Below are 26,693 nucleotides of genomic sequence, written 5' to 3'. Positions count from 1 at the left end.
CAGCACCCACGTACGGAAGAGGCCATGACCGAAGACCTGGAAGGCATGAACCACACCGACAACGGGGACGGTCCGCCCCTGCGCGAACGGGTCGCCGCAGCCGTGGAGGTGGCCCGCGCCCACGCCGTGGACGTGGACTCCGCGGGCCGCTTCCCGGCCGAGGCCGTCGCCGCGCTGAAGCGGCACCGGCTGCTCGCCCCCGAGCCCGTCCCCGGCCAGGGACTGTGGACCGCGCCGCAGACCGTCGCGGTGGCCCACGCGCTCGGCCAGGCATGCGCCTCCACCGCCATGATCTGGGCCATGCACCAGGGTCAGATCCAGGCGGTCGCCCGCCAGCCCAAGACCAGTACGCCGGTCCAGGAGTTCATCGACTCCGCGTGGGAGACCCAGCCACTGGTGGCAAGCCTGATGTCGGAAACCGGAGCCGCGAGCCCCCGCGAGAGCCGAGCCCACTGCCGTGAGGACCCGGACGGCAGCGGCGCCATCGTCATCGACAAGAACGTGTCGGTCTCCTCCTACCTCCAACAGGCCGACGCCGGGCTGCTGGTGGCCAGGCGCTCGGCCGACGACGCGGTCACCGAGGGGGCCTTGGTGCTGGTGCACCGCGACGAACTGGTCATCTCCCCATGGCGCGACTGGCAGGCGCTCGGCATGCGGGGCACGGGCAGCGGCGGCGGCCGGATACGGGCCCGGACGCATCGGGACCGGATCCTGGAGGAGTCGTTCAGCGAGGCCTCGGCCCGCGTCATCATGCCCCTGTCGAACCTGGGCTGGGCCGCGTGCTGGCTCGGCATCGCCGAGTCCGCGTTCGCCACCGCACAGGACGCCTTCCGGCGCCAGCAGAGCCGGACCGCACCCGACGTCCTCACGGCCAGGACGATGCGGCTGGGACGGGCGTCGGACACCATCGACGAACTCACCGAGCAGATCCACTCGCTCGCCGGCCAGTACGAGGAACTGCGGGGGACCGCGAGCGACACCATGGTGCGCCGCTCGAACGCGCTGCGCCTGACGGCCGCCGCCCGGGCCAACGAGAGCGTGCTGGACTCCTTCCAGGTCATCGGGGTGGACGCCTACCGGGAGCCGTCGGCGAGCAAATGGAGCCTGAGCCGCCAGATACGCGATGTGCTCTCCGCCCGGGTCATGATCAGCGAGGACCGGATCCGCCTCGGCAGCGGCCAACTCGCCCAGCTCCCGCGCAGAAGCAGCCTGCAGGACGCGATCGGCTGACCCGGGCGGGAACCGGACCGCTCGCTCGACATGCTGGGCGGCCGAACAGAGGACACAGGTGCCGACAGGCGGCGGAGGATGGGCGTGGACGTGGACGCGGTGACATCGCGATACGACGGAGAGGTCCTGGAGAACGGCGACCGGACCCAGGACCCTTGGGAGGGAGTGGACGCGGCGGCACTCGCGCGGGCCGTGCGCGCACAGGCGGCGCGACCGGTGGCGGGCATCGACGACATGGCGTCGTATCTCGCCGCCCAGGTGTCCGACGCGTCGCACCGCGAGGTCATCGGCCCGCTCCTCGACGGGCAGGGAGCCGGCGGTGTCGTGGTCCGGGCGGGCACGGTCCTCGCCTCGTGGGGCGACCCCACGCGCGCCGAGATGGCCTTCAGCGCCACGAAGAGCGTGCTGTCGCTGGTGGCGGGCATCGCCTACGACGACGGGGCGCTGCGCCTTGACGAGCCGGTGTCGAGGACCGTGGACCTGCCCGAGTTCGACACCCCCCACGGGCAGGCGATCACCTGGCGCCACCTGCTGGACCAGACCAGCCAGTGGGAGGGTGAGCTGTGGTCCAAGCCGACCTGGGTGGACGCACAGAGCACCCGCGAGGGGACCGAGTCGGCTGGCGGACCTCCCGGCGCCGGCTGGGCCTACAACGACGTGCGCGTCAACCTGACCGCCCTGGCGCTCACGGTCCTGCTCCGCCGCCCCCTGCCTGACGTGCTGCGCGAGCGCGTCATGGCCCCGACCGGTGCCTCCGACGGCTGGTCCTGGCACGGCTACGACCACGCGGTGATCGCCCTCGACGGCGCCGAGGTGCCGGTGGTCTCCGGCGGCGCGCACTGGGGCGGGGGACTGTGGATCAGCGCCCTGGACCTGGCCCGCATCGGCCGGCTCTGCCTGCGGGACGGGCGGTGGGGCGGGCGTCAGGTCGTGTCGCGCCGCTGGATCGAGGACCTGTGGACGCCCTGCCCGGTGAAGCCCGAGTACGGCCTGTCCTGGTGGCTCAACGACCACGGCACGGTATGGCCCCGGGCCCCGCGCACAGGCCGCTGCGCCCGCGGCAACGGCGGCAGCCACCTGCTGTGGGTGGACCCGGCACGCGACCTGGTGATCGCCTCACGCTGGGGGAGCGAGGTGGAGCGGCTCCTGGCCGAGGTGTCGTCGGCGGTGCGGCCCTGTGCGCCTCAGCCGGGCAGACGGCCCGGGTGAGTCTCCGTGGCCGGGCGGGCTGACCTGGAACGGATCGCGCGGGAGCACGCCCTCCTCGACCAGTCGGGTCAGCCGCGCGGCGAGGAACTCGTCGATGTTACGTTCGCTCAGGGAATGTGACCCTGAGCGCCGAGGGAGCCTGCCATGCGCACCGCCCCGCACATCGCACTCGACGCGGCCGGACCCGCTGCCGTCGACGGCCGCCACATCCGGGCCCTGACCTTCCAGTCCGTACGGATGGAGTACCTGGGGCGCGTACTCGGGGAGCTGAGCCTCGCGGCGGCCGGCAGCCGGGCGCTCGTCGTCGGCAGCGGGCGCGGCCTGCTGGCCCGCGGCTTCGCCCGGCTCGGCTTCGAGGCCGTCGCCGCCGATCCGTCCCCCGCCGCCACGGCCCTGGCCCTGGACGCGGACGACGGGCTGGGCGTCACCTACCTGACGACGCCCGCGGAGCAACTCGACGTCCCCGACGACTCCTTCGACCTCGTGTACTGCGCCGACACCCTCGAGATCACCGAACGGCCGGACGTCGTCCTCAGGGAGGCGGCGCGCGTGCTGCGCCCCGGCGCGGCCTTCGTCTACGACACGGTGAACCGCACCGCCGTGTCCCGCCTCGTCTACCTCGGTGCCTTCCAGGCCTTCCCGGGAACACGGATCATGCCCCGGGGCCGATACGCCGCGCACCGGCTGCGCCGCCCGGTGGAGCTTGCCGAGTCCCTCGACCGGGCGGGGCTGTCCGCGAGGGACGTCTCGGCGTTCAAGCCGCGCGACGCACGCGACCTGGTGCGCGCGACGTACGGGCGCCGGCGTGGCGCGCTGACCGACGATCAGCTGCCGGAGCTCGTCGACATGGTGCTCGAGCCGGAGGGCAGCCCGGTGGTGACGTATCTGGGGTACGCGATTCGCCGGGCATGAGCCCTGCCCCCGGTGAGGCTGCCTTACAGTGACGCCATGAGCAGTCACTCCGGAGCGCCTGTCACGCCCGTCGAGGCCTTTGAGCCCCCCTATTACGTGGCTGTCTTCACTACGGTGCGAACTCAGGACCAGAGCGGCTACAGCGAGACCGCGGCACGCATGGAAGACCTGGTGAAGGGCGTCCCCGGGTTCCTGGGGATGGACCACGCGCAGACTCCTGCCGGGCTGGGCATCACCGTCGGGTACTTCCGCGACGCCGACGCCCTCACGGAGTGGCGGAACAACGCCGAGCACCGCGCGGCACAGAAGCGCGGGCAAGCCGAGTGGTACCAGAGCTACACGCTGCATGTGGCGAAAGTGGAGCGGAGCCACGGGTTCACACGGGCGTAGGTCCCGCAGAGCCTGGCCGTCGACGCGCGTGATGACTGTGGGTGACACATCCTTACCGTTCGGGCCCATCAGTACGCCGTAGGGCACGTTTGGCCGTCCCTCCCGAGGTCACTCGGCAGGTGACCCCGAAGTCGGACCCGACTTGGAGTGAGCGAATCGTGGCTGGAGAGCAGAAGTCAAAGGCGAAGGCCGAGCAGGCCAAGGGAAAGGCCAAGGAGACGATCGGCCGTGCGGTGGGTAACGAGCGGCTGACGGCCGAGGGCCGGGCGGAGCAGTCCAAGGGAGACGCCCGGCAGGCCAAGGAGAAGACCAAGGACGTCTTCAAACACTGAGCCCGTGGGGGCCCTGCCGCGGCAGGGCCCCTTTCACGTGCCCGTCGGGAGCCCCGCGGTGCTAGTGTCACCGCGGCGGACCCGGCAGACGACCACGGCCGTGAGCCGCTCGTAGGGAATCGGCCCGGCATGCCGTGAATCCCAGCTGGTCGCGCGATGGTCGCCCAGGACGTAGACGTGCCCGGCGGGCACCTTCTCCGCCCCCGGAACCGCTTGGCCCGGAAGAGCCGCGACCCGCTTGATCATGCACGTGGGTGATGCGGAGTCGGCGGTGCGCGGGCCGGGGGCCGGCTTCAGCCTGATCGCCACCACTGTTCCGCGTCGTACCACCCGCATCAGGGACATGACGTGCACCAGGCGCACCGGCAGCCTGGTGGCCAGCAGCCGGTCCCCGTCCGCGAAGGCCGGACGCATACTGCCCCCGCTGACATCGAGCAGTACGCAGCACCTGCGCAGGACGAGGGCGAGCACCCCGACCGTCAGGACCACTGCCGCCGGACCCGCCAAGCTCATCGGCATCACGGGCATGCCTCCTCCGCCTCGGCCGGCTCGTCCCGGTAGCCGCTGGACTGGAGTGTGAACAACCGGTGGTAGGTGCCGCCGCGGGCGAGGAGCCGCCGGTGGTCGCCGAGTTCGCGGACCTGCCCGTCCTCCAGGACGGCGATGACGTCGGCGTCCTTGACCGCGCCGAGCCGGTGGGAGATCAGCACGCTGGTCCGCCCGGCACGGCGTTCGCGCAGCCGGGCGTGGATCTCGTACTCGGCCGCCGGGTCGAGGCCCGAACTGGGCTCGTCCAGGATCAGCAGATCCGCGTCCGCACGCAGGAACGACCGGGCCAGGCCCATCCGTTGCCACTGTCCGCCGGACAACTGGACCCCGCTCCCGCTGCCGTCGCCCTCACCCGAGCGGAAGGTCCGGCTCAGCATGGTGGCGTAGCCGCCCGGCAGCCGGGCGAGATCCTCGTGCATGCCGGCCAGCCGCGCCGCCTCCTCGCAGCGCCGGGGTGCCTCGAGCGCGGTCAGCTCGCTGATGGCGATGTTCTCCCGGGCGGTGAGGTCGTAGCGCATCGGGTCCTGGAACGTGGCGGCGACGCGTGCGCGCAGTTCGGCCGCCGGGATGTCGCGCAGGTCGGTGCCGTCCCACAGGATGCGTCCGCGTGTGGGGTCGTAGAACCGGCACAGGAGCTTGACCAGTGTGGACTTTCCGGAGCCGTTGACGCCCGCCAGGGCGAGTGCCGTGCCGCGTTCGATACGCAGGTCCACGCCCCGCAGTACCCAGGGCAGTTCGTCCTCGTAGCGGAACCAGACGTCCTGGATCTCGATCGCCTCGCGCAGCGGGCCCGCCGGGCGGGGCCGGTGCGCAGCGGGCAGGTCGGGGCCGAGCCGGACGATGGTGACGTAGTGGTCGAACATCACCAGCGAGTGGTGCGCCTGGCCCAGTTCACCGGCCAGTCCGCCGATGCCGCTCTGCACGGCGGGGATCGCGGCCAGCAGCATGGAGACGTCGCCGACGGTCATCGCCCCGCGCGAGGCGGCCCCGACCGCCCACAGCAGACCGGCCCCGGCGAGGACGGCGGCGGCGGTCTGGAGCGCAGACTGGATGCGCAGTTCACTGCGGTCCATCCGTTCCCGCAGGACGTCGGCGGTACGGCGCTCGCTCATCATCCGGCCCCGCAGGAAGCCCCCGGCACCGTAGAGCCGGATCTCCTTGGCGGCTTCGACGCTGGTGAGAAGGGTCGCGTAGAAGATCTCCCGGCGCTCGGAAGGGCTGATGTCCCAGAACGTGCGTGCGCGTCTGCGGCTGAGTGTGATCTCCGCCCAGAGCACCGGAATGCCGGAGAGGGACACCACGGCGGCCAGGAACGGGTCGAGGACCGCGAGGGACCCGACGAACCCGGCCAGCAGCACGGCGCTGCGGGTCAGACCGGCCGCCCCTTCGACCACCTGGGACGGGGCGAGTCCCCCCGCCTGCTGCGCCAGCCGCAACTGGTCCAGGAACTCGGGGTGTTCGAACCGGCGCAGCCCGGTGAAGGTGTCGACGGCCGCGTGCAGGTCCTCGTGGGCGCGCAGGCTGGTCGCGCGCATCATCCGGGCGCGCAGATAGCCGGTGAGCTGAGGGGCTACGGCGGCCACCGTGCTGATGGCGGCCAGGGCGGCCGCCGGAGCGGCGATTCCGGCGGTGGACGTTCCCGACGCTCCCGAGGTGAGCGTGTCGAGGATGTCCTTGACCAGCCAGGTGGCCGCGACGGGCGCGGCGGCCGACACCAGGGTCACGGCGAGATGGCTCGCCAGCACCCACGGGGACGAGCGGAACGCGAGCCGGAGCGCCAGGCCCAGGGCACGGCCCAGGTCCCGGGCGCCGGGAGTGGCGGGAGCACGGCCAGGGCGGTCCGGCGTACGGGCGGCGCCGGCGGGTGTGCCGCTCATGCCGACCCGACCGGCGAGGCGGTGAGCGCCGCGTTTTCCACGGCCAGCACGGTGGGCGCCGTTCCGCCCGCGGCCGCGACGGCGAACTGGGAGGGAAAGGCCGTGACGCCGAAGGCCGCGGTGCAGGGGCCGTCGGATTCCTCCACCAGCACCCGTGCGACGGGGGCGAGTTGACGTGCCAAGCTCTCGGCCTCCGCCGTCTCGTCCGGCGTGGCACCGGGCGACACGACGACGGCGATCACCTGGCGACGACCACCCATCGTCCTGGCCGCCTCGACAAAGGCGGGCAGCTTGTTGCGGCACGGCAGGCAGCCGGTGGTGAAGAACGCCACCAGGGCCCCGTCGGCGATGTCCCTCTCGGTGAGCGGGGCGCCCTCCGCGCAGCGCGTGGCGAAGGAACCCACGGTCGCCCCCACGGGGATGCCGCCCGAGTCGGCCCCCATGGTGCTGTGGGGCCGGTCGCGGAGTCTGCGGAGGACGGCGAGGGTCAGCAACAGATCCCAGGTGCACAGGGCGGCGACAGCCACGAGGGCGACGGCCAGGTAGACCATGGTGGGCCTCTCCGGATAGGCGGAGCAGAAGACGACTTGGTGACTTGGCGACTTGGCGAATCACGGTGGATCAGACGGCCTCGTGCGTGCGGGCGGGCGGGCGGGCGGCGGGGACAGGGACCTGATGCGCGGGACGCAACAGCGCGACCACTTCGTCCCCGGTCACCACGACCACGGCAGACACGGCGCCGATCAGCCAGGCCGCGAACCAGCCCTGCCAGGACAGGGAACCGGCGCCCGGTACCCCTGGCACGGCCAACGCGACGGCGGCGAGCAGCAGGGCGTTGCGGACGAGTTGGGCCGGTCCCGGGGCGTGATCGCTGGACGCCCCGAAGCAGCGGCACGCGACCGCGGTGCCGTCTCGCAGGGCGCGGGCGACGGCGTACGTGAAGCCGGTCAGCAGGACCGCTGCCACCCACAGCCCCGCGCTGCCCCACCCCGGCACGAGGAGCAACAGCACGGTCGCGCCCTCGAGGGCGATGATCCCGGCCGCCACCCAGACCGCCCGGAGGCGGGACACGCGCCCCAGTGCCACGACGGCGTCCGTGAACCCCGCGAACGACGCCCGGCCGCGCGCCTTGCTCACACAGGCGATCGCGAAGACCAGCGCGAGCAGGGCCTGGCATGTCATCGAAAGGAAGGTCACGGATGCTCCTCGCGAGGAAAAACCGGAGATCAGAGATCGGAGAACGGAGAACGGCGGCCGGGCCTCGCCCCCCACCGGAGGCCCGGCCGCCTGGAACAGGGCCGTCCTTACGACGTGCAGCCGCACCGCACGAACTCGCGGCGGTTCAGATCGCACGACCAGACGCGCTGCGTGTACTGGTTGTGGGAAGAACAGGGCTGGTTGCGGATGCAGCGGTACCACCACTCGCACGCCCCGGCGGTCTCCCGCGGCAGCAGGCGGTCCAGCATCCGGTCGGCGAGAGTACGAATCGACTTCATCGGGCGATGTCCTTTCGTCGAGTGGTCCCCGTGACGCACGGGGCGGTTGATTCGGCAGGTCGGCCTCGGACGGGCTCGACCGGCAGGGCACCCAGCCTGGGCGGACGAGCATTCCGGGCACCAGGGACTTCGGGTGTCCCGGACGCGGCCGGCGCTGTCCGGGCTGTTCGCGGCCCTGTCCGGGTCCTGTCCGGCACCGCTGCGGCGGTGTCCGGAACACGAGAGTGACGGGACGGGGATTGGCAGAATTCCGGATTGTCCGTTGCCAGAGGCACGACGAGGATGGCCGGACATGGGGAGACAGCGTCCGTTGCCGCACGAGGCGCGCAGCGCCGCGGAGTTCGTCGCCTGCTTGCGATGGCTCAAGGAACAGGCCGGCCTGACCTACCGGCAGTTGGAAGCGAACGCGGAACGGCGCGGTGACGTGCTCGCGCGCAGCACCGTGGCCGACGCGCTGCGCCGCGACTCGCTGCCGCGAGCCGAGGTGGTCGTCGCGTTCGTCCGCGCGTGCGGAGGAAACGAGGATCCCGCCGTCTGGCTGGAGGCAAGGGACCGGCTGGCCGCCGCCGAGCCGCCGGAAGCGGACGACGGGGCCACGCCCGTGGACGGCGGGTCGGCGCCCGCTCACAACGGGCAGACACCCTTGGACGACAGGTCGACACCCGCGCACGACGGACAGAAACCCGGGCACGACAGCCCGACGCACGCGGGCGATCACCCGGCACACGCCGCCGATGCCCCGACGCCCGGTCCGACACCCGCCTCGACCGCGGAGCACCCCACCGGGCCCCCAGCCGTGCGCCCGGTCGCCGACCCCGTCGCGGGCCGGGTGAAGAACCGACGAGTCCTGGCCGCGTGCGCCGTCGCCGCGCTCCTGCTCGCCGCCGTCGGAGCCTGGGCGCTGCTGCCCGGCGAGACGAGCGACCGGGGCACGGGAACGCGCGCGGCCGGTGCCGGACCACGCCTGGACCCTTCCGCGGTCCCCTCCTCGACCACCGACGTCGAGGGCCCGCCACCAGGACCCTCCCGGATCCGCCCGGCCCTGGCCCCCAAGCTGTGCGTCACCGAGGGCCACGACCGCAAGGGGCGCTACCGGAGCCAGGTCGCCGTCCAGCGCCCCTGTGCCGACGCCACACCGCCCGACCTGTCACTGGTGTCGGTCGGCACCACGGGCTCGTACTACATCCAGTGGCGCCACCCGGTGTATGGCGACGGCTGTCTCACCGCGCTGGGCAGCGGCCATGTCGTCGAGGGACTGCTCGAACCCTGGCCCTGGGAGAGCTGCTCGGCGGACCGCACCAGTCAGCACTTCTACTTCGACCCAGCCGGAGGCTCCGAGGCCGATGGCTATCGGATCCACGTCGTGCAGAACGGGATGTGCCTCGGCATCAACGGCGCCGACGACCGGGCGGCTGGCGCCGAGATCGCCCAGCAGCGGTGCACGGGGGCTCGGGACCAGGAGTTCCTGGTGGACGCCGTCGAATGACAGCACCCGTCAAGCCGTGACCGCGGGTGTCCCCTCAGGTGTCTCCTCCAGAGGGAAGTGGCATGCCGCGCCGTGGAGGGGCGCACCCGGCGGAGGCTCGGGTGCGGCTTCGGCGCACAGGTCACGCGCCCGAGGGCACCGGGTCCGGAACCGGCAACCGGACGGCGGGTCCGCAGGAGACGGGATCTCGCCGGTGAGCACGATGCGTTCCCGCCGGCGACCGCTGCCGGTCACAGGCGAAGGGGCCGCCGACAGCAGCGCCTCCGTGTACGGGTGGCGCGGCCGCTCGTAGACCTCCTCCGTCGGGCCCGTCTCCACGATCCTGCCGAGGTACATCACGGCGACCCGGTCGGCGAGGTGCCGCACCACGGACAGGTCGTGCGAGATGAACACGTACGACAGCCCCAGCTCGTCCCGCAGGTCGCACAGGAGGTTGAGCACCTGAGCCTGGACCGACAGGTCCAGCGCGGAGACGGGTTCGTCGCAGACGATCACTTCGGGTTCCAGCGCCAGGGCCCGGGCAATACCGATCCGCTGCCGCTGACCGCCGGAGAACTCGTGCGGGTGGCGGGCCGCGTCCGAGGCGCGCAGGCCGACCATCTCCAGCAGTTCGGCGACACGCGCCGCCCGCTGGGACGGGGGGACGAGGTCGCGATGGGTCAGCCAGGGCTCCCCGATGAGATCCGCCGCGCTGAGGCGGGGGTTGAGCGAACCGAACGGATCCTGGAAGACCATCTGCACCTTCCGCCGCCAGGCGAGCAGCTCCGCACCCGACAACGCGAACGGGTCGACGCCCTCGTACCGCACGGTGCCCGCGTCGGGACGCTCCAGCCGCAGGAGGAGCCTGGCCAGCGTGGACTTGCCGCAGCCGGACTCGCCGACGAGGCCCAGGGTCTCCCCGCGCCCGAGAACCAGGTCCACCCCGTCCAGGGCCCGCAGCCGGGTGCCGCCGCGCACGGTCCGCCGGACGGTGAAGCTCTTGGCCAGACCGGCGGCCTCCAGCAGGGTCCCGCGTTCAGGCATCGGCCAGTTCCTTCCCGAAGTGGCAGGCGGCGGCCCGGCCGGATCCGGTGCCGGTCAGCGCCGGACGGTGGGTCACGCACCGCTCCTGGGCCAGGGGACAGCGCGTACGGAAAGCGCAGCCGGCCGGCACCGCGGCCGGGTCCGGCGGGCTCCCGGGAATCGACGTCAGGCGGGAGCCCCGGTGCTGCTCGGCCGGCACCGACTCCAACAGGCCCCGGGTGTACGGGTGGTGGGGCCGGCCGAACACCTCGGCCACCGGCCCGGTCTCCACCACCGTCCCCGCGTACATGACGGCTACCCGGTCCGCGTGCTCGGCGGCGAGCCCGAGGTCGTGCGTGATGAGGACGAGCGCCGTCCGCTGCTCGCCCCGCAACTCGCCGAGCAGGTCCATGATCTGTGCCTGCACAGTGACATCCAGGGCCGTAGTGGGCTCGTCGGCGATCAGGACCTTCGGCCGCAGGGCGACCGCCGTCGCGATGAGGAGGCGTTGCCGCATGCCTCCCGAGAACTGGTGCGGATAGGCGTCCGCCCGGGAGCGGGCCTCCGGGATGCCCACGCGTTCCATCAGTTCCACCGCCTTGGCCCGCGCCACGCGCCGGGACATGCCCTCGTGGATGCGGAACGGCTCGGCCAGCTGCGCTCCGACCGTGTGGACGGGGTTGAGCGCGCTGAGCGCGTCCTGGAAGACCATGGCCAGACCCGGGCCGGCCAGCCGGCGCCTGGCCCGTGCTCCGAGCCCGAGCAGATCCTCGCCGTCGAGCCTGACCTGCCCGCCCACCACCTCGGCGACCGGGTCGAGCAGACCGGCGACGGCGTGTGCGGTCATGCTCTTGCCGCACCCCGACTCGCCCAGCAGCGCCAGCGTCTCGCCCGACCGCACGGCGAAGCTCACGCCGCGGACGACATGCACCGGCCCCGCCGGGGTGTGCACGTCGACGGACAGGTCGTCCACGACCAGGACGCCGCCCGGAGACAAGCCCTCGGTGCGGTCGCTGTCCACCGGGGCGGCGGTGACCGTGGACGGGGCGGCGGGCACCGCATCGCTCGCGCTCGCCGTACGGTCGCCGGCAGCGGCCGCGCTCCCCGCCACCGAACCACTGCCGTCCCCGCCCGCCGCACGCGGCCCCCGGGCACGCCGCCCGAGCCCCTGCCGCCACCGCTGCCCCGGATCCGTCGTCAGCCGGGCCCAGGAGGCGAGAACGGTCGCCGACACGGTCGTGACGACGATCGCGAGCCCCGGAAAGAGCGCGATCCACCACGCGCTCTGCAACTCCTGCCGCCCCTGGGCGACCATCAACCCCCAGCTCACGTCCGGCGGTTGAATGCCGATGCCCAGAAAGCTCAGCGAGGACTCGGCCAGCATCACGAAGCAGAAGTCGAGCGCGGCGACGGTGAGCAGCGTGGGCAGCACGCTCGGCGCGACATGGCGCCGGATGGCCGCCCAGCTGCCTGTGCCGAACGTCCGGGCCGCGTCCATGAACAGCCGGCTGCGCAACTCCGCGGCCTCGGCCCGGGCGGTACGGAGATACACGGGGATCCGGGCGACGGCCAGCACCAGCACGATGCTCGCGGCACTCGGGGAGAACACGTACAGCACGACCACGGCCAGCAGCAGCGACGGGAAGCTGAGGATCACATCGGCCACCCGCAGCGACACGCTCTCGCGCCAACCACCGTGATAGCCCGCCCACATGCCCCACACCGAGCCGATGACCAGCGAGCACAGCACGGCGGGCACCGCCACGGCCAGGGTCGTCCCGGCCGCGGCCAGCAGCCGCGCGGCGACGGGCCGGCCGAGGGAGTCGCTGCCGAGCACGAAGGCCCAGCCGTGGTCGAGACCGAAGGGAGGCCGGCCCGGGTCCCGCAGATTCTGACGGGTCGCCAGATCCCCGGCCAGGAGCGGCCCCAGTACGGCGCTCAGCGCGACCAGGAACAGGAGCAGGGCCGCGGCGCAGGCGAACCGGTCCCGGAGCAACAGGGCGAACCAGCGCCGCCGTACTGTCGTACCGTCCTTCTGGGATGTGGCTTCTTGAAGCATGTCCCGTCCTTGGCTCATGCCGTCGCCCGCTGCCGTACCCGCGGGTCGAGGAGCGCGTGGCAGAGGTCGACCAGGATGTTGAGGGCGAAGATCGCCAGGGCGGTCAGGAGCACGGCCGCCTGAAGCACCGCGAAGTCGCGCTGCAGCACCGAGTCGATCATGAGCTTGCCGATGCCGGGCCAGCCGAAGATCGTCTCGACGACGACCGCCCCGTTGACCAGCCCCACGGCCAGATCGCCCGCGACGGTCAGCGCCGGTGCGGCGGCATTGCGCAGGGCGTGCCCGAAGACCACCCGGAGTTCGGAGGCCCCCTTGCCGCGCGCCACCTTCACATACGGGGCGGACAGCGCCGAGACCATGGCGCCCCGCACCACCTGGACCAGCACACCGAACGGGCGGATGAACAGCGTGGCCACGGGCAGGACCCACGCCGCCGCGCCGCTCGTGCCGGAGGTGGGCAGCCAGCCCAGGGTGACCGCGAAGACCAGCACGCCCATGATGGCGACCCAGAAGTCGGGGACGCTGGCGGCCGTGGAGGACAGGAAGCTCGCGATCCGGTCGGTCGCCGAGTTCGGGCGGTAGGCCGCCAGACTGCCGATGACCACCGCGCCCAGGATGGCGAGCAGCATGGTCCAGCCCGCCAGCTGGAGGGTCGCGGGGAAGGCCCGCAGGACGGCCTCGCCCGCCGGCTGGGCGGTGCGCAGCGACTCACCGAAGTCGAGGTGGGCGACCTGGGCGAGATAGTCGCCGAACTGGGTGATCAGCGGGTCGTCCAGGCCGTTGCGGGCGGAGAACTCGGCCCGCATCTCGGGCGTCGCGCTCAGCGGCAGATACAGGTTGGCGGGGTCCCCCGTGAGGCGGGCCAGGAAGAAGACTCCGAGGACCACCACGAGCAGCGGGAGGACACTGGAGACCGCGCGGCGGCGCAGCAAGGTCAGCACGTGATGTCCTCCCTCAGTCCGCGCGGCGCATGTCGGCGAGCCGCATCTCGTCGTTGGTGGCCGAGTCGGGCCGGTAGCGGACCTTGGGGGAGAGGGACAGCAGTCCGGTCATGTTGGCCATGACGGCGTCCCGCACGACCTCGTCGTTCTGATGGGTGAACGCGTCCGCGAACGCCTTCTGCCGTTTTCCGCCCGAGGCGAGCTGCGCCTGCTCGATGAGCGTGTCGAGCGCGCCGGTTCCGTAGCTGCTCTGGGCGCCCTCACTGCCGTAGATCTGTCCCATCGTGAAGGCGGCGTCGCCCGCCTGGTTGCCGTGCTGGGCCTGGAGCAGAGTGGGGCCGGTGTCGCCGGCGGGGAAGGGACGCAGCAGGTACTCCAGCCAGGCGTTGACGTCGAGCATCTTGATCCTGACCTTCAGCCCGGCCTTGATCAGACCGTCCTGGACGACCTCCATCGCCTCGGCGGCCTTCGGGTAGATGCCGTTGCGGCCGATGAGGGTGATGGTGGTGCCGGTGCGGACTCCGTCGGCGCGGGCCTCGGCGACGAGCTTTCGGGCCCGTTCCGGGTCGTACGGCCATGGCTTGATGCGCGGGTTGTAGCCGGTGACGCCCTTCGACACGAGCTGCCCGCTGGGCCGGCCGGCGAAGACCGCGGTGACCAGCCCCTCCCGGTCGATCGCGTAGTTGACGGCCTGCCGGATCCGGAGGTCGTCCAGGGGCGGCTTTGCGGCGTCCATGCGCAGGTACGACACCTCGTTGGTGGCGAACTCGACCGCGCGGTCACCGGCCCCGTCCTCGGGGGCGAGCCCGATCGCGACGTCCGCCTCGTTGTTCGTCACCATGGCCGCGCGCACACTGCCCTCGGCGCGCCAGACGTAGGTGGCCGCGGCGAACTCGGGAGCCTTGCCCCAGTAGCCGGGGAAGCTTCTCAGCCGCAGCTGACGGCCCTGGTTCCAGTCGTCGATGCGGTAGGGCCCTGTGCCGACCGGCTCGCGCACCCGGGAGTCGGGGTCGGTGCTCGTCGGCACGATCTCGACGAAGGACAGGCGCAGCGGCAGGATCGGGTCGGGTTTCGCCGTGGTGACCCTGAGCGTGGTGTCGTCGACGGGTGTGGCGGTGAGCTCGCTGTCCGCGAAGATGTAGCCGTCCACGTTGCAGTCGATGCCGGAATCCGTGGCGCGCCGGATGGAGAAGGCGGCGGCCGCCGCCGTGAAGGGCGTCCCGTCGTGGAAGGTGACACCCTCGCGGAGGGTGAAGGTCCACGAAGTGGCCGCATCCCGGGTCCACTTGGTGGCGAGGGCTGGTTCCAGGCGTCCGGTGGACGGTTCGCGCTCGGTGAGCGCCTCCGTGATGTTGGCCCGTGTGACCCGGCCCGTCGCGGTCAGCGAGGCGTCACAGGGTTCGAGAGTCGGCGGTTCCTCGGGCAGGACGATGCGCAGGGTGTCCGGACCGCCGCCGATGGGGTCGGCACCGGCCACCGAGCAGCCGGAGACGGCGAGCAGGGCGGCGAGGGAGGCGACGATCGGATGACTGCGGGTGGTGCCTAAACCGGTCACTGCGCCTCCGTGCTCGCTCGCGTACACAACAGAGAACATCGTTTAGATATGTGGACGGCAGGTGGATGGTCATTATTGGGGTGGCGAGGCGGAACGCGTCAAGGGGTGTGCGTCGGTTCCCAACTCGCCCCACCTCTTGACGTGTTGATTGCCGTCCTAAAACATTCGGGAAACTCGATTGGTTCTGCGCGGTTCTGTTCACTCCCGAAGGGAATCCATGTCCAGCAGACATCGCCTCGCCCCGGCCTTGGCGGTCGCCATCCCTCTCGTCCTCGGCGCGGGACTCGTGACCGTGCCTCCTGCCGCTGCCGCCGAACCGCCCGGCAGCGCGGTCACGGTACGGATCGACCCGTCCTACCGGCAGCAGGAGTTCGAAGGGTGGGGGACGAGCCTCGTCTGGTTCGCCAACATCACGGGCCGCTACCCGGAACCCATCCGTCAGAAGCTCGCCGAGATGCTGTTCGGCGAGGACGGCCTCCGCCTCAACATCGCGCGCTACAACATCGGCGGTGGCAACGCGCCCGACGTCCGCAAGGACTACATGAAGACCGGCGCGACGATGGACGGCTTCTGGAAGGCCCCGGCGGGCACCACCAGGGAGGACACCGACTGGTGGAACCCCGACGAGCCCGAGCACTGGGACTGGTCCGCCGACCCCGGGCAGCGCTGGTGGGTGGACCGGGTCAAGAACAAAATCACCAAGTGGGAGGCCTTCAGCAACTCGCCGCCCTGGTTCCAGACCGTCAGCGGCTATGTCTCGGGCGGCTTCGACGCCAACACCGACCAGATACGACCGGACCGAGTCGACGACTTCGCCGCCTACCTGGTCAAGGTGACGGAGCAGCTGGAGAAGAAGCACCGCATCAAGTTCGACACCCTCGCCCCGCTCAACGAGCCCAACACCAACTACTGGGGCACCCAGATCGGCCCCGACGGACAACCCACCGGCGGCCGCCAGGAGGGCGCCCACGCCGGCCCGGAACTCCAGCAGAAGGTCGTGCTGGCCGTGCGCCGCGCCCTCGACAAGGCGAAGACCCGCGCCACCGTCTCCGCCATGGACGAGACCAACCCGAGCACCTTCGTCCGCAACTGGAACGCCTACGACAGCTCTGCCCGAGCGGCCGTCGACCAGCTCAACGTGCACACCTACGGCACCGGCATGCGCACCAGCGCCCGCGACAGCGCCAAGGCCGCCGACCGGCCGTTCTGGATGAGCGAGGTGGAGGGCACCTGGGGGACCGGCACCGACTTCACCGGCATGGAACCGGGGCTCGGCATCGCCACCCGGGTCGTCGAGGACATCCGTGAACTGGAGCCGTCCGCCTGGGTGTTGTGGCAGCCCGTGGAGGACTCCATCCCCCAGGCACAGGCGGGCAAGAACTGGGGCAGCATCCACATCCCGTTCAACTGCACGGCGAAGGACACCCTGGAGAGCTGCCCGATCCGGGCCAACACCAAGTTCCACACCCTGCGCAACTTCACCCACCACATCCGCCCCGGCGACCACTTCGTGAAGGCCGACGATCCCTCCAGCGTCGCCGCCGTTCGCAAGTCCGGCCGCGGAGCGACCGTCGTGCACGTCAACAGCGGAACGGCCCCGCGCGCCGTGACCCTCGACCTCTCGCGCTTCGGGCGCGTCGCACCCGGCGCCAAGGTGACCCCCGTCGTGACCAGCGCCGACGGCGCCCTGGTCCGCGGCACACCGGTGAAGGTGAAGGACGATGCCGCCACGCTGACCGTCCCCGCGAAGTCGGTCACGAGCTTCCTCGTCGACGGTGTCTCGGGTACCGACAAGGACGCCGCACTCGTCCAGCCCGGCCACGTCTACCGCCTCAAGGGAGCCCAGAGCGCCAAGTCCCTGGCCCCGTCCGGCGAAGGCGACGGCGTCGTCGTCCGGACGGCCGATCCGGCCGCCACGTCCCAGCTGTGGTCCGTGAAGCAGCTGACCAGGGGCGACGGCAATCGTGAGCGTTACGCCCTCGTCAACGCCGCCACGGGCACGCGACTCGCCGTGCGCGACAACGAGGCGGTGCTGGAGGAGAGCGACACCCCGGCCGGGCAGTGGATCATGTCGACCACGGGGGACGGCACCTGGACCTTCGTCAACGCCGCCACGGGCCGACTGCTCGACGTCGTCGGGCAGTCGACAGCGGACGGCGCCCGCGTTTCGGCCTTCCTCCCGACCTCCAACGCCAACCAGCGGTGGGCCGTCACCGACGAGACCGTGCTCCGGACAGAGCAGGCCAAGGCGTTCACCGTCCCGGGCCGCACGCCCGAACTGCCCGGGACCGTGACACCCGTCTACCGGGACGGTGCCCGAGGAGCGCTCCCCGTGCAATGGACGCTGCCCTCCGAGTCGCGGTGGCGCAAGCCCGGAACCGTCCGGGTCAAGGGCCGGGCGACCGACGCGCTCGGCCGGACCGTCCGGGCCGAAGCGGTCGTCACCGTGGACACCATCGCCTCGACGCTCCCGGCCCGCGCCAAGACCTACACCGGCGGTCGCCCCGGCCTGCCCACCATGGTCACCGGCGTCGGACGGCACGGCGGAACGGCCGGCCTCCCGGTCATCTGGGACGCCGCACCCGACGGCGCGTTCGACGACGCCGGGGTGGTGACCCTGCGCGGCACCGCCCAGGTCCCCGGCGGAACGACGGCAGCGGCGGCCGTACGCGTCCAGGTCACCGCACCCCGGGAGACGAACACCGCCCTCGACGAGGGTGTGACGGCCGCCGCGACGTACACCGAGAGCGGCTACTCCGCCGAGGGCCTGCGCAACGGGAACACGTCCGAGAAGGCCTGGTCGAACTGGAGATCAGGCTCGAAGAACCCGTCCGACACCATCACCCTCACCCTGCCCGAGGCGCGCGATCTGACCCGGGTCGTGACCCACTTCCACCGCGACGGAGCCAACCTCAGTTTCGCGGAGTCCCTCAAGGTGCAGACGCGCGGGGCCGACGGCACCTGGGCCGACGCGAGCGACGAGGTCGCCGTAGGCACCGAGGGCACACCTGTGGTCGACGTCCCGGTGCGCGCCACCGGCCCGGTGACCGGGGTACGCGTGGCCATGACGGCACGCCCGGGCGGCTACATCACCCTCGGAGAGATCGAGCTGCGCGCCAAGGCGGCGGGGACCTCCTCGGACGCCGGGGCCGCCTCGATCGAGGTCGACGGTGTGCCGGTCGGCGGCTTCGACCCGGACCGGACGAGCTACCGCGTGACCTCCGACCGCCCTGACCGGGCGGACATCACCGCGACGTCCCGTGACCCGTACGCGACCGTGACCGTCCGCAAGGAGGCGTCACGAGCAGCCGTCGTGACCGTGAGCAGCGAGGACGGCTCGCGGACTCGGGAGTACCGGATCGAGCTGACCCGATCCTGACCTGTCCCTGGCGCACGAGAACGCGGGGCGTGCCGCATGGGCACGCCCCGCGTTCGTCGGCCGGGATCAGACCGCCGGAGCCGGGTACGTCGGGTACTCCACGCCGGACACGTGCTGCACGACACGGATGACCTGGCACGAGTAGCCGAACTCGTTGTCGTACCAGAGGTAGAGGATCGCGTTGTCGCCCTCGACCTTGGTGGCGCCGGCGTCGACGATCGAGGCGTGGCGCGAGCCGATGAAGTCGCTGGAGACCGCGTCCGGGGCGCTGATGAAGTCGATCTGGCGCTTCAGCGGCGAGGTCAGGGAGACGTCACGGAGGTAGTCGAGCACCTCCTGGCGGGTGGTCTCGCGCGCGAGCTGCAGATTGAGGATCGCGATGGAGACGTCCGGCACCGGCACCCGGATGGAGCTGCCGGTGATCTTCGCCTTCAGCTCGGGCAGCGCCTTGGAGACGGCGGAGGCGGCACCGGTCTCGGTGATGACCATGTTGAGCGGCGCGGAGCGGCCCCGGCGCTCGGACTTGTGGTAGTTGTCCAGCAGGTTCTGGTCGTTGGTGAACGAGTGGACGGTCTCCACGTGGCCCCGCTGGACCCCGAACTCGTCGTCCATCGCCTTCAGCGGCGGCACCAGCGCGTTCGTGGTGCACGACGCGCAGGACAGGATCTGCTCGTCCGGCTTGATCGTGTCGTGGTTGACGCCGTGGACGATGTTCGGGACGTCGCCCTTGCCGGGAGCGGTCAGCACGACCTTGTCGATCCCGGGACGCAGGTGCTGCGACAGGCCCTCGCGGTCGCGCCACTTGCCGGTGTTGTCGATGAGGATGGCGTCCTTGATGCCGTACGCCGTGTAGTCGACCTCGGACGGGTCGTTCGCGTAGATGACCTTGATCTCGTTGCCGTTGGCGACGATCGTGCTGTTCGCCTCGTCGACGGTGATCGTGCCCTGGAACTGGCCGTGGATCGAGTCGCGGCGCAGCAGCGAGGCGCGCTTGACGATGTCCTGATCACCCCCGCCGCGGACGACGATGGCCCGCAGCCGCAGACCGTTGCCCGAGCCGGACTTCTCGATGAGCAGCCGGGCCACGAGCCGACCGATGCGGCCGAACCCGTAGAGGACGACGTCACGGCCCTCGCGGCGCTCGATCTTGTTGGCCCCGGTGGCACCGGCGACGGCCTCGGCGGTGAACTCCGCGATCGACAGACCGCGGTCGTCCTCGCGGTACGTCGCGGCGAGCATGCCGATGTCGATCTGCGACGGACCGAGGTCCAGTGCGGCGAGAGTCTGCAGGAACGGCAGCGTCTCGGTGACGGAGAGCTCCGCACCGGCGATCTGCCGGGCGAACCGGTGGGTCTTGAGGATGCTGACCACCGACTTGTTCACCAGGGAGCGGCTGTGCAGCAGGATCGTCACGTCCCGCTCCCGGTGCAGCTTCCCGATGATCGGGATCATCGACTCCGCGATCTCCTCGCGGTTCTTCCAGTTGGTGAACGAGTCGTCGTTGACAGTCACAGATCCATCTTTCGAGCTAGGCGGCGCTCATATGTTAAACCGTCGATTTCCCGATCATGAACGGGGTACCACCGGAAGCTCCCGCGAGCCCAGGACGGCGTGGCCTGAGACGATCGAAACGGAGCTTCCACGCGAAAGGGACGCTCATGGAGTACGACGCCGTGGCCGACGAGCTGTACGCCCTGCGGCCGGAGGAGTTCACCGCGGCCCGCGCCTCGGCCGTCGCCGCCGCCCGTACCGCCGGTGACCGGAACCTCGCCGAGCGGATCGGCGCGTTGCGCAAGCCCAGTCTCGCGGCCTGGGTCGGCAACCTTCTGGTCCGCGGCCTCCCCGGCGAGGTCGAGCCCCTGCTCCGCCTGGGGGAGGGACTGCGGCAGGCCCACCGCGACCTCGACGGCACACAGCTGCGCGAGCTGAGCCGGCAACAGCACGCGGTCGTCCGCGCCCTGTCCGCTCAGGCCCGGCAGCTCGCCGCGGAGGCCGGCCATCCGATCGGCGACGGCACGCAGCGCGAGGTCGAGAACACCCTGCACGCCGTCCTGGCCGACCCCGAGGCCGCCCAGGCCTGGGCGAGCGGCCGGCTGGTCAAGCCACTGAGTGCCGTCGTCGGCTTTCCGGCCGTCGCGGAGAGCGCCGTCGCGGAGAGCGCCAAGGGGCGGAGCCGCCCACCCGCCGCGGCGGCCCCTTCCCGCCCGGACCGCAAGACCGACGGGCAACAGCGGAAGCGAGTGGCTCAGGCCCGGCGGGACGCCGAGGCCGCCGAGCGTGAGCTGCGGGCGCTGCAGGACGAGGCGGCGGCCGCCGGCCGGGCCGCGGAGGAGGCGAAGCAGCAGCTGGACCGCCTCCAGCGGCGCGTGGGAGAACTCACCGAGGAACTGGACCGCATCAGGGGCGAGCACGAACAGGCCCGCTTTGCCCAGCGGACGGCCCGGGAGCAGGCGCGCACGGCGGACCGCCGCGTCCGCGAAGCGGAGCGCAAAGCAGCGACGGTTGCCGCCCAGCTCGAACGCCTGACCTCGGCGAACGCCTGACAGATGGCCTCCGTACTCAGTCGGGCACCCGGACCGCGTCGGACCGCACGCCGATGCGGTCCCCGGGCGCGGGCGACAGCGCGATGGGCGGCACATCGGCCCGCGTGAGAGAGGGTGGCTGGCCGGGTTCGCCGCCGCGGGGCACGGTCCGTACGACCTGGCTGGGCGGCAGGGGACGGCCCTCGGTGAGCCGGGCACTCATCCGCTCCTCGGAGGTCTCGGCCCTGTCGGGGAACGCCAGGCGGTAGGCGCACAGTTCGCCGTGGCGGCCGTCGTACGAACGCGAGGTGACGGAACCGACGAAGGACGGCAGGGCGGAGGTGGCGAGGGACAGGGCGAGCAGCAGCGGAATGGACCGTGCACTGCGGGCAGGCACGCTGAGCCCCCGTCACAGGGAGAGGGCACCGGTGAGGAGGGCGCCGGCGGTCATCACGAGCGTGGTGGCGAAGGCCCAGCGGAAGATGAAGCGCTGGTGCTCGCCGAGCTGGACGCCGCTCATGCCGACCAGGATGAAGGTGGAGGCGGTGAGCGGGCTGAGCGGGAAACCCGTCGTCATCTGGCCGAGGATGGCGGCCCGGGCGACCTCCGCCGGGTCGGTGCCGAAGCCGTGCGCCGTCTCGGCGAGGACGGGCAGAACCCCGAGGTAGTAGGCGTCCGGGGTGAAGACCAGACTCAGCGGCATGCCCGTGACGGCCACCAGCACCGGCAGATGGCCGCCCAGGGAGTCCGGGATCACGGACACGAGCGCCTCGGCCATCTCGTCGATCATCCCGGTTCCGGTGAGGACTCCGGTGAGCACCCCGGCCGCGAAGATCATCGTGGTGACGAGGACGACGTTCTTCGCGTGCTTGTCGAGCAGCGCCTGCTGCTGTTCCCACGTGGGGTGGTTGACCAGGAGGGCCACCGCGAACCCGAGGACGAACAGCACCGGCAGAGGCATGACCTCCAGGATCAGGGAGACGACGAGGAGGACGGTCAGCAGCAGATTGAAGACGGTCAGCCAGAGCCGCGGCGGTTCCGGCACCCGGACCGCACCGGGGCCGTCGCCGGGCGCGGTCGGAGTCGTAGGAACCGGTTCGCCGGCGACGGCCTCCCGGCCCGGCACCGCGAGTGCGCCCAGGCGCTGCCGTTCCCGGCGGCCGATCAGCCAGGCCGCCACCAGGACCCACGCGATGCCGAAGCCCATCGCGGGCAGCACAGGCGTGAAGACGTCCGAACTCTCCAGCTTCAGCGCCGCCATGGCACGCACCGTCGGCCCGCCCCAGGGAACCATGTTCATCACGCCCGCACCCAGACAGACGACCCCGGACAGCACCAGCGGACTCATGCCCAGCTTCCGGTAGACGGGCAGCAGCGCCGAGACGGTGATGAGGAACGTCGAAGCCCCGTCGCCGTCCAGGGCCACGCACAGCGTCAGGACGGCCGTGGCGACGGTGATGCGCAGCGGGTCGCCCTGCGCCACCCGCAGCAGACCGCGGATCAGCGGATCGAACAGGCCCGCGTCCACCATGAGGCTGAAGTACAGAACAGCGAAAGCGATCATGATGCCGGTGGGCGCCACCGTCGACAGCCCGTCGAGCACCATCCCGCCCAGCTCGCCCGCGAAGCCGCCCGCCAGCGCCGCCAGCACCGGGAGCACCACCAGCGCGACCAGGACCGAGACGCGTCTGGTCATGGTGAGCAACAGGAACAGGGCGATCGTGGCGAAGCCCAGGGCTGCCTGCATGGTGACGCTCGCTTTCTCGGTGGCGGTCCCCGGCGGCGGAGAGCGGGGCGTACGGGGATAGCCGAGAGTGTCCGAGCGCCGGAAGATCCATGTCCAGCATCAAACCGGGATCTGTTCATGCGATCCGCGCATCAATCGCCCCGCGCTGACGTACGCTTCCCGGCCATGGAAGCCACCTTGCGCCAGCTCTCGGCGTACGCGGCCGTCGCCCGGGAGACGAGTTTCACCGCGGCCGCCGCCCGGTTGGGCGTCTCGCAGTCGTCCCTCAGCCGCGCGGTCGCCGACCTGGAACGGCAGGTCGGAGCCCAACTCCTCGAACGCGACACCCGCAACGTGCAATTGACCGCCGCCGGCACGGAAGCGCTGCGGATCGCCGAGCAGATCCTCAGCGCCCACCGGGCCGGGATGAGGGAACTGGACCGCTTCCTGCTCGGCGAGTCCGGCACCGTCGCCGTCGCCACCCTGCCCTCCGTCGCCGCGGTGCTGCTCCCGCAGGTCATCTCCGGCTTCCGGCAGGACCGGCCAGGCGTGGCCGTACGCCTGCTGGACGGCCTGGAGCGCGCGGTGCTGAACCGCGTCCTGTCCGGCGACGCGGACTTCGCGATCACCACGGTCGGGGTGCCCCCGGAGCGGCTGGAACACCGCCCCCTGGTCCGGGACCGCTTTGTCGCCGTCCTGCGCGAGGACCACCCGCTCGCCGAGCACGACGAGGTCGGCTGGGCGGACCTGGCCCGCGAACCGTTCCTGGCCGTCGGACGCGACTCGAGCGTGCGCCGGCTGACCGATGCCGCGTTCGGCCAGGTCGACGCGCACGCCGTGCCCGCGGCGGAGGCCGGCGGTGTCGCCACCGTGGGCGGGCTCGTGGCCGCCGGCCTCGGCGTGAGCGCGCTGCCCGCCCTGGTCCTGCCCCTGCTGGGCACCGGGCCCTTCGTCTTCCGGCCGCTCGTCCACCCCGTGGTCGACCGGCGCCTCGACATCGCCCTGCGCGCACGGCGCACCCTCCCGTGCGTCACGGAGCGCTTCCTGGAGACGCTCGAGGACTTCCGCGCCCAGGGCAGGGAACTGCCGCCCGGGGTGTCCTGGGCCTGAGCCGTCCCGGCGGCCATTCATGCGCATACCGCATTGATTGATGGCCTTCTTTTGCTGGACAGGCATTTCTGCGTCTCGGCAGTCTGAAGAGCCAGCAGCTGAGCCGAGGGGACGCATCCGTGTCGGACAAGGACAAGCCGAACGCCACCGCGCAGGGACAGTTGCGCGGGCTGAAGGTGGTCGAGTTCGCCCATGTGGTGGCCGGCCCGCTCGCGGGCTCGATGCTCGCCGACCAGGGCGCGGACGTCGTCCACGTCGAACCCCCGGGTGCCGGCGACGCCGCCCGCGCGATGGGGCCCCGGCGCGACGGCGTTCCGCTGTGGTTCAAGGTCGCCGGTCGCAACAAGCGCTCCGTCACCCTCGATCTGCACCACGAGGCGGCCCGTGCGGTCGCTCACCGCCTCGTCGCCTGGGCGGACGTCGTCATCGTCACCCTGCGCGCCGGGCGGCTGCGCGGCTGGGGTCTCGACTGGGAGGCCGTGCACCGGATCAACCCCAGGGCGGTCCTGCTGCAGATCTCCGGCTTCGGCGCCACCTCCAGCCAGGCCGACGCCCCCGGCTTCGGCAAGATGGGCGAGGCCCGCAGCGGCGTCGTCCACCTGACCGGTTCCCCCGACGGCCCGCCCGTCCACACCGGCTTCTCGCACGGTGACGCCGTGACCGGCCTGATGGGCGCCTACGCCGTTCTCGCCGCCCTCCACCGGCGCGACCACGACCCCGACTTCGACGGCGAGTGGATCGACCTCGCCCTGTTCGAGCCCCTCTTCCGGCTCGTCGAGTGGCAGGTCATCGTCCACGACCAGCTGGGCACGGTGCCGCAGCGCTCCGGCAACCAGCTGGCGGTCGCCCCCGCCGCCGTGATCAACACCTACCGCTCCCGCGACGAGCAGTGGATCACGGTGACCTCCGCGACCCTGCGCTCGGTACGCAACGTGGCCCGGCTGCTGGGCCTGCCGGAGGAGGAGTTCGCCACGTCGGAGCAACAGCACGCACGACGCGGGGAGTTGGACGACGGTCTGCGGGCCTGGGTGGCGGAGCGCTCCGAGGGCGAGTGCCTGGAGGCGTTCGCCCGCGCCGAGGTCGTGGCCTCCCGGGTGTTCGACGCGGCCGACATCGCCGCCGACCCCGTCTACGCCGAGCGCGAGGACATCGTCACCGTCGCCGACCCCGACCTCGGCGAAGTACGCATGCAGGCGGTCATCCCGCACTTCCGGCAACACCCCGGCCGCATCTGGCGCACCGGCCCCGCACTCGGCCAGGACAACGACCTCGTGTACCGGGACTGGCTCGGACTGAGCGACGAGGAACTCGCGGCCCTGGAGAAGAACGATGCCGTCTGACGCCGGCCGACCCACGAGCGGCGAGGAGCGCGCCACGGCACCCCTGCGTGCGACGACTCCCCTGCGCGCCACGGCCCCTCTGCGCTCCCTCCTCTTCGTCCCCGGCCATCGCACCGACTGGCTCCCCAAGGCCCGAGCCGCCGGCGCCGACGCCGTCATCCTCGACCTGGAGGACGCGGTACCCGCGTCCGACAAGCCGTTCGCCCGCGCCCGGGTCACCGAGGCACTGGCGGAGGCCGCCGCGCAACCGGCAGGGGCCATGCCCCTGTTCGTCCGGGTCAACCCGCTCGACGACTGGACCGCCGCCGACGAACTGCGTGCCGTCGTACGCCCCGGAACGGCCGGGATCGTCCTGCCGAAAGTGCACACCGCCGCCGACGTACGGCTCGCCGACCGCCTGATCACCTGGTGCGAACAGGAACACGGCCTGCCCGTCGGCACGACCGCCCTCGTCCCCCTGCTGGAATCGGCCCGTGCCCTCCACGACGCCTACGACATCGCCGCCGCGGCCCCCCGGGTCGCACACGCCGGTGCGCTGACCGCGCCCGGCGGCGACGTGGAGCGCGCCGTCGGCTACCGCTGGAGCCCTCAGGGCACCGAGACACTGGCGCTGCGCTCCCGCGTCCTGCTCGACGTCCGCGCCGCCGGAGCGCCGTACCCGGTGACCGGACTGTGGACGCACCTCGCGGACCTGACGGGCCTGCGCGCCTTCGCCGAGCAGAACCGCGCCCTCGGCTACGACGGCATGATGGCCATCCATCCGACGCACATCCCCGTTATCAACGAGGTCTTCGCCCCCACCCCCGAAGAACTCGACCGCTGTGCCCGCCTCGTCGCCGCCGTGGAGTCGGCCCAGCGCACCGGCACCGGCGCGCTCACCTTCGAGGGCCAGATGGTCGACGAGGCCATGGCCGCGACGGCACGAGCGGTGCTGACACGCCACGGACACGGCTGACACTCGCCGACGGCACCCCACGACCCCATCACTGTGACGGAGTTCACAAACCTGCGATGAAGCCCGCCACACAAGGCCTCACGAAGACGACACCAAAATTGAACCGTTCGTTTTCTTGAACCGCTCGTGTTTATGCCGTTAGGTTGTCCGGCATGACCGCATCCCGGAACCCGACCACCGCCGAAGAGCTCCGCGGTGCCGGCCTGCGGGTGACGGCCGCCCGCGTCGCGCTGCTCGAGACCGTGCGGGACGGTGACCACCTCGGCGCCGAGGCCATCGCCTCCGAGGTCCGCGGCCGTGTGGGCCATATCTCCGTCCAAGCCGTGTACGAGGGACTCCACGCACTCACCGGGGCAGGACTCATACGCCGCCTCGACCCGCCGAACAGCCCGGCCCTCTACGAGGGACGGGTCGGCGACAACCACCACCACCTCGTCTGCCGGTCGTGCGGGGCCGTCGCCGACGTCGACTGCGCGGTCGGCCACGCCCCCTGTCTGACCGCGTCCGACGACCGCGGCTTCGCCGTCGACGAGGCCGAGGTCATCTACTGGGGCCTGTGCCCCGCCTGTTCCACCGCACGCAGTTCCTGAGCAATGTGATCCACCCGAGCACTGTGATCCACC

24 protein-coding genes are annotated in these 26,693 nt (G+C 71.7%); 12 read left to right on the top strand and 12 right to left on the bottom strand.

The genetic code is table 11. The features are described from left to right. Positions 1-24: 24 nt before the first annotated feature. The 5 genes from ACZ58V_RS32350 (at position 25) to ACZ58V_RS32330 (ending at position 4,073) form a co-directional block, all read left to right on the top strand. Positions 25-1,230 (top strand): hypothetical protein, encoded by a 1,206-nt coding sequence (locus ACZ58V_RS32350; protein WP_468195578.1) that lies wholly within the window; start codon positions 25-27, stop codon positions 1,228-1,230. Positions 1,231-1,320: 90 nt separating this feature from the next. Further along, positions 1,321-2,439: a serine hydrolase domain-containing protein gene (locus ACZ58V_RS32345; protein ID WP_471294493.1), complete on the top strand. Its 1,119-nt coding sequence runs from the start codon at positions 1,321-1,323 to the stop codon at positions 2,437-2,439. 144 nt (positions 2,440-2,583) lie between these two features. After that, positions 2,584-3,351 carry a class I SAM-dependent methyltransferase gene (locus ACZ58V_RS32340; protein WP_468195573.1) on the top strand — a complete coding sequence of 256 codons (768 nt, stop codon included), beginning with the start codon at positions 2,584-2,586 and terminating at the stop codon, positions 3,349-3,351. A 36-nt stretch (positions 3,352-3,387) separates the two neighbouring features. Continuing rightward, on the top strand, positions 3,388-3,741 hold the full coding sequence (locus ACZ58V_RS32335; RefSeq protein WP_468195570.1) for an antibiotic biosynthesis monooxygenase family protein: 354 nt from the start codon (positions 3,388-3,390) through the stop codon (positions 3,739-3,741). Positions 3,742-3,899: 158 nt separating this feature from the next. Continuing rightward, the gene (locus tag ACZ58V_RS32330) at positions 3,900-4,073 is read left to right on the top strand and encodes a CsbD family protein (RefSeq protein ID WP_184586600.1); all 174 of its coding nucleotides are present in this window, start codon (positions 3,900-3,902) and stop codon (positions 4,071-4,073) included. Between the two features lie 33 nt (positions 4,074-4,106). Here ACZ58V_RS32330 and ACZ58V_RS32325 read toward each other — a convergent pair whose 3' ends face one another. The 5 genes from ACZ58V_RS32325 to ACZ58V_RS32305 form a co-directional block, all read right to left on the bottom strand. After that, the gene (locus ACZ58V_RS32325; RefSeq protein ID WP_468195568.1) at positions 4,107-4,592 is read right to left on the bottom strand and encodes a S26 family signal peptidase; all 486 of its coding nucleotides are present in this window, start codon (positions 4,590-4,592) and stop codon (positions 4,107-4,109) included. Further along, complete coding sequence (locus ACZ58V_RS32320; RefSeq protein WP_468195566.1) at positions 4,592-6,499, bottom strand: ABC transporter ATP-binding protein; 1,908 nt, start codon at positions 6,497-6,499, stop codon at positions 4,592-4,594. The genes ACZ58V_RS32325 and ACZ58V_RS32320 overlap by 1 nt, the downstream gene beginning before the upstream one ends. Next, on the bottom strand, positions 6,496-7,050 hold the full coding sequence (locus ACZ58V_RS32315; RefSeq protein WP_471294490.1) for a thioredoxin domain-containing protein: 555 nt from the start codon (positions 7,048-7,050) through the stop codon (positions 6,496-6,498). Before ACZ58V_RS32315 ends, ACZ58V_RS32320 begins: the two co-directional genes overlap by 4 nt. Before the next feature lie 70 nt (positions 7,051-7,120). Continuing rightward, positions 7,121-7,696, bottom strand: coding sequence for a MauE/DoxX family redox-associated membrane protein (locus ACZ58V_RS32310; RefSeq protein ID WP_471294486.1), 576 nt, complete (start codon positions 7,694-7,696; stop codon positions 7,121-7,123). 107 nt (positions 7,697-7,803) lie between these two features. Continuing rightward, positions 7,804-7,995, bottom strand: a complete 192-nt coding sequence (locus ACZ58V_RS32305; protein WP_189727417.1) for a hypothetical protein — start codon at positions 7,993-7,995, stop codon at positions 7,804-7,806. A 292-nt stretch (positions 7,996-8,287) separates the two neighbouring features. On the opposite strand from ACZ58V_RS32305, the gene ACZ58V_RS32300 reads away from it, so the two are divergent. Then, positions 8,288-9,481, top strand: coding sequence for an XRE family transcriptional regulator (locus tag ACZ58V_RS32300; protein WP_471294484.1), 1,194 nt, complete (start codon positions 8,288-8,290; stop codon positions 9,479-9,481). Positions 9,482-9,490: 9 nt separating this feature from the next. On the opposite strand, the gene ACZ58V_RS32295 is transcribed toward ACZ58V_RS32300, so the two are convergent. The 4 genes from ACZ58V_RS32295 to ACZ58V_RS32280 are packed head-to-tail and all read right to left on the bottom strand — an operon-like array spanning position 9,491 to position 15,038. Further along, the gene (locus ACZ58V_RS32295) at positions 9,491-10,504 is read right to left on the bottom strand and encodes an ABC transporter ATP-binding protein (RefSeq protein WP_468195555.1); all 1,014 of its coding nucleotides are present in this window, start codon (positions 10,502-10,504) and stop codon (positions 9,491-9,493) included. Beyond that, positions 10,497-12,542 (bottom strand): dipeptide/oligopeptide/nickel ABC transporter permease/ATP-binding protein, encoded by a 2,046-nt coding sequence (locus ACZ58V_RS32290; protein ID WP_471294481.1) that lies wholly within the window; start codon positions 12,540-12,542, stop codon positions 10,497-10,499. Before ACZ58V_RS32290 ends, ACZ58V_RS32295 begins: the two co-directional genes overlap by 8 nt. A gap of 14 nt (positions 12,543-12,556) precedes the next feature. Beyond that, a complete protein-coding gene (locus ACZ58V_RS32285) occupies positions 12,557-13,483 on the bottom strand; it encodes an ABC transporter permease (RefSeq protein ID WP_471294477.1) in 927 nt (308 codons plus the stop codon). 13 nt (positions 13,484-13,496) lie between these two features. Next, on the bottom strand, positions 13,497-15,038 hold the full coding sequence (locus ACZ58V_RS32280) for an ABC transporter substrate-binding protein (protein ID WP_471294475.1): 1,542 nt from the start codon (positions 15,036-15,038) through the stop codon (positions 13,497-13,499). A gap of 217 nt (positions 15,039-15,255) precedes the next feature. Here ACZ58V_RS32280 and ACZ58V_RS32275 point away from each other — a divergent pair, with 217 nt between their 5' ends. Next, entirely contained in the window at positions 15,256-18,417 is a 3,162-nt protein-coding gene (locus ACZ58V_RS32275) for an RICIN domain-containing protein (RefSeq protein ID WP_471294473.1), read from the top strand. 66 nt (positions 18,418-18,483) lie between these two features. On the opposite strand, the gene ACZ58V_RS32270 is transcribed toward ACZ58V_RS32275, so the two are convergent. After that, the gene (locus tag ACZ58V_RS32270; protein ID WP_468195542.1) at positions 18,484-19,929 is read right to left on the bottom strand and encodes a glyceraldehyde-3-phosphate dehydrogenase; all 1,446 of its coding nucleotides are present in this window, start codon (positions 19,927-19,929) and stop codon (positions 18,484-18,486) included. Between the two features lie 146 nt (positions 19,930-20,075). On the opposite strand from ACZ58V_RS32270, the gene ACZ58V_RS32265 reads away from it, so the two are divergent. Next, entirely contained in the window at positions 20,076-20,960 is an 885-nt protein-coding gene (locus tag ACZ58V_RS32265; RefSeq protein WP_471294470.1) for a hypothetical protein, read from the top strand. Between the two features lie 16 nt (positions 20,961-20,976). On the opposite strand, the gene ACZ58V_RS32260 is transcribed toward ACZ58V_RS32265, so the two are convergent. Next, positions 20,977-21,336 carry a 3-hydroxybutyrate oligomer hydrolase family protein gene (locus tag ACZ58V_RS32260; RefSeq protein WP_471294468.1) on the bottom strand — a complete coding sequence of 120 codons (360 nt, stop codon included), beginning with the start codon at positions 21,334-21,336 and terminating at the stop codon, positions 20,977-20,979. A gap of 12 nt (positions 21,337-21,348) precedes the next feature. Next, positions 21,349-22,686: a CitMHS family transporter gene (locus ACZ58V_RS32255; RefSeq protein ID WP_468195533.1), complete on the bottom strand. Its 1,338-nt coding sequence runs from the start codon at positions 22,684-22,686 to the stop codon at positions 21,349-21,351. Between the two features lie 165 nt (positions 22,687-22,851). On the opposite strand from ACZ58V_RS32255, the gene ACZ58V_RS32250 reads away from it, so the two are divergent. The 4 genes from ACZ58V_RS32250 (at position 22,852) to ACZ58V_RS32235 (ending at position 26,660) form a co-directional block, all read left to right on the top strand. After that, a complete protein-coding gene (locus tag ACZ58V_RS32250) occupies positions 22,852-23,775 on the top strand; it encodes a LysR substrate-binding domain-containing protein (RefSeq protein ID WP_468195531.1) in 924 nt (307 codons plus the stop codon). 119 nt (positions 23,776-23,894) lie between these two features. Next, positions 23,895-25,115, top strand: a complete 1,221-nt coding sequence (locus ACZ58V_RS32245) for a CaiB/BaiF CoA transferase family protein (RefSeq protein WP_471294466.1) — start codon at positions 23,895-23,897, stop codon at positions 25,113-25,115. Continuing rightward, entirely contained in the window at positions 25,105-26,070 is a 966-nt protein-coding gene (locus ACZ58V_RS32240) for an HpcH/HpaI aldolase/citrate lyase family protein (RefSeq protein ID WP_471294464.1), read from the top strand. The genes ACZ58V_RS32245 and ACZ58V_RS32240 overlap by 11 nt, the downstream gene beginning before the upstream one ends. A 152-nt stretch (positions 26,071-26,222) precedes the next feature. After that, positions 26,223-26,660 carry a Fur family transcriptional regulator gene (locus ACZ58V_RS32235; protein WP_189727404.1) on the top strand — a complete coding sequence of 146 codons (438 nt, stop codon included), beginning with the start codon at positions 26,223-26,225 and terminating at the stop codon, positions 26,658-26,660. The last annotated feature ends 33 nt before the right edge of the window (positions 26,661-26,693 follow it).

This window comes from Streptomyces sp. NPDC040589, assembly GCF_055594445.1.
Note: the sequence above shows the minus strand (reverse complement) of the source record. Positions and strands in the feature narration are given on the sequence as shown.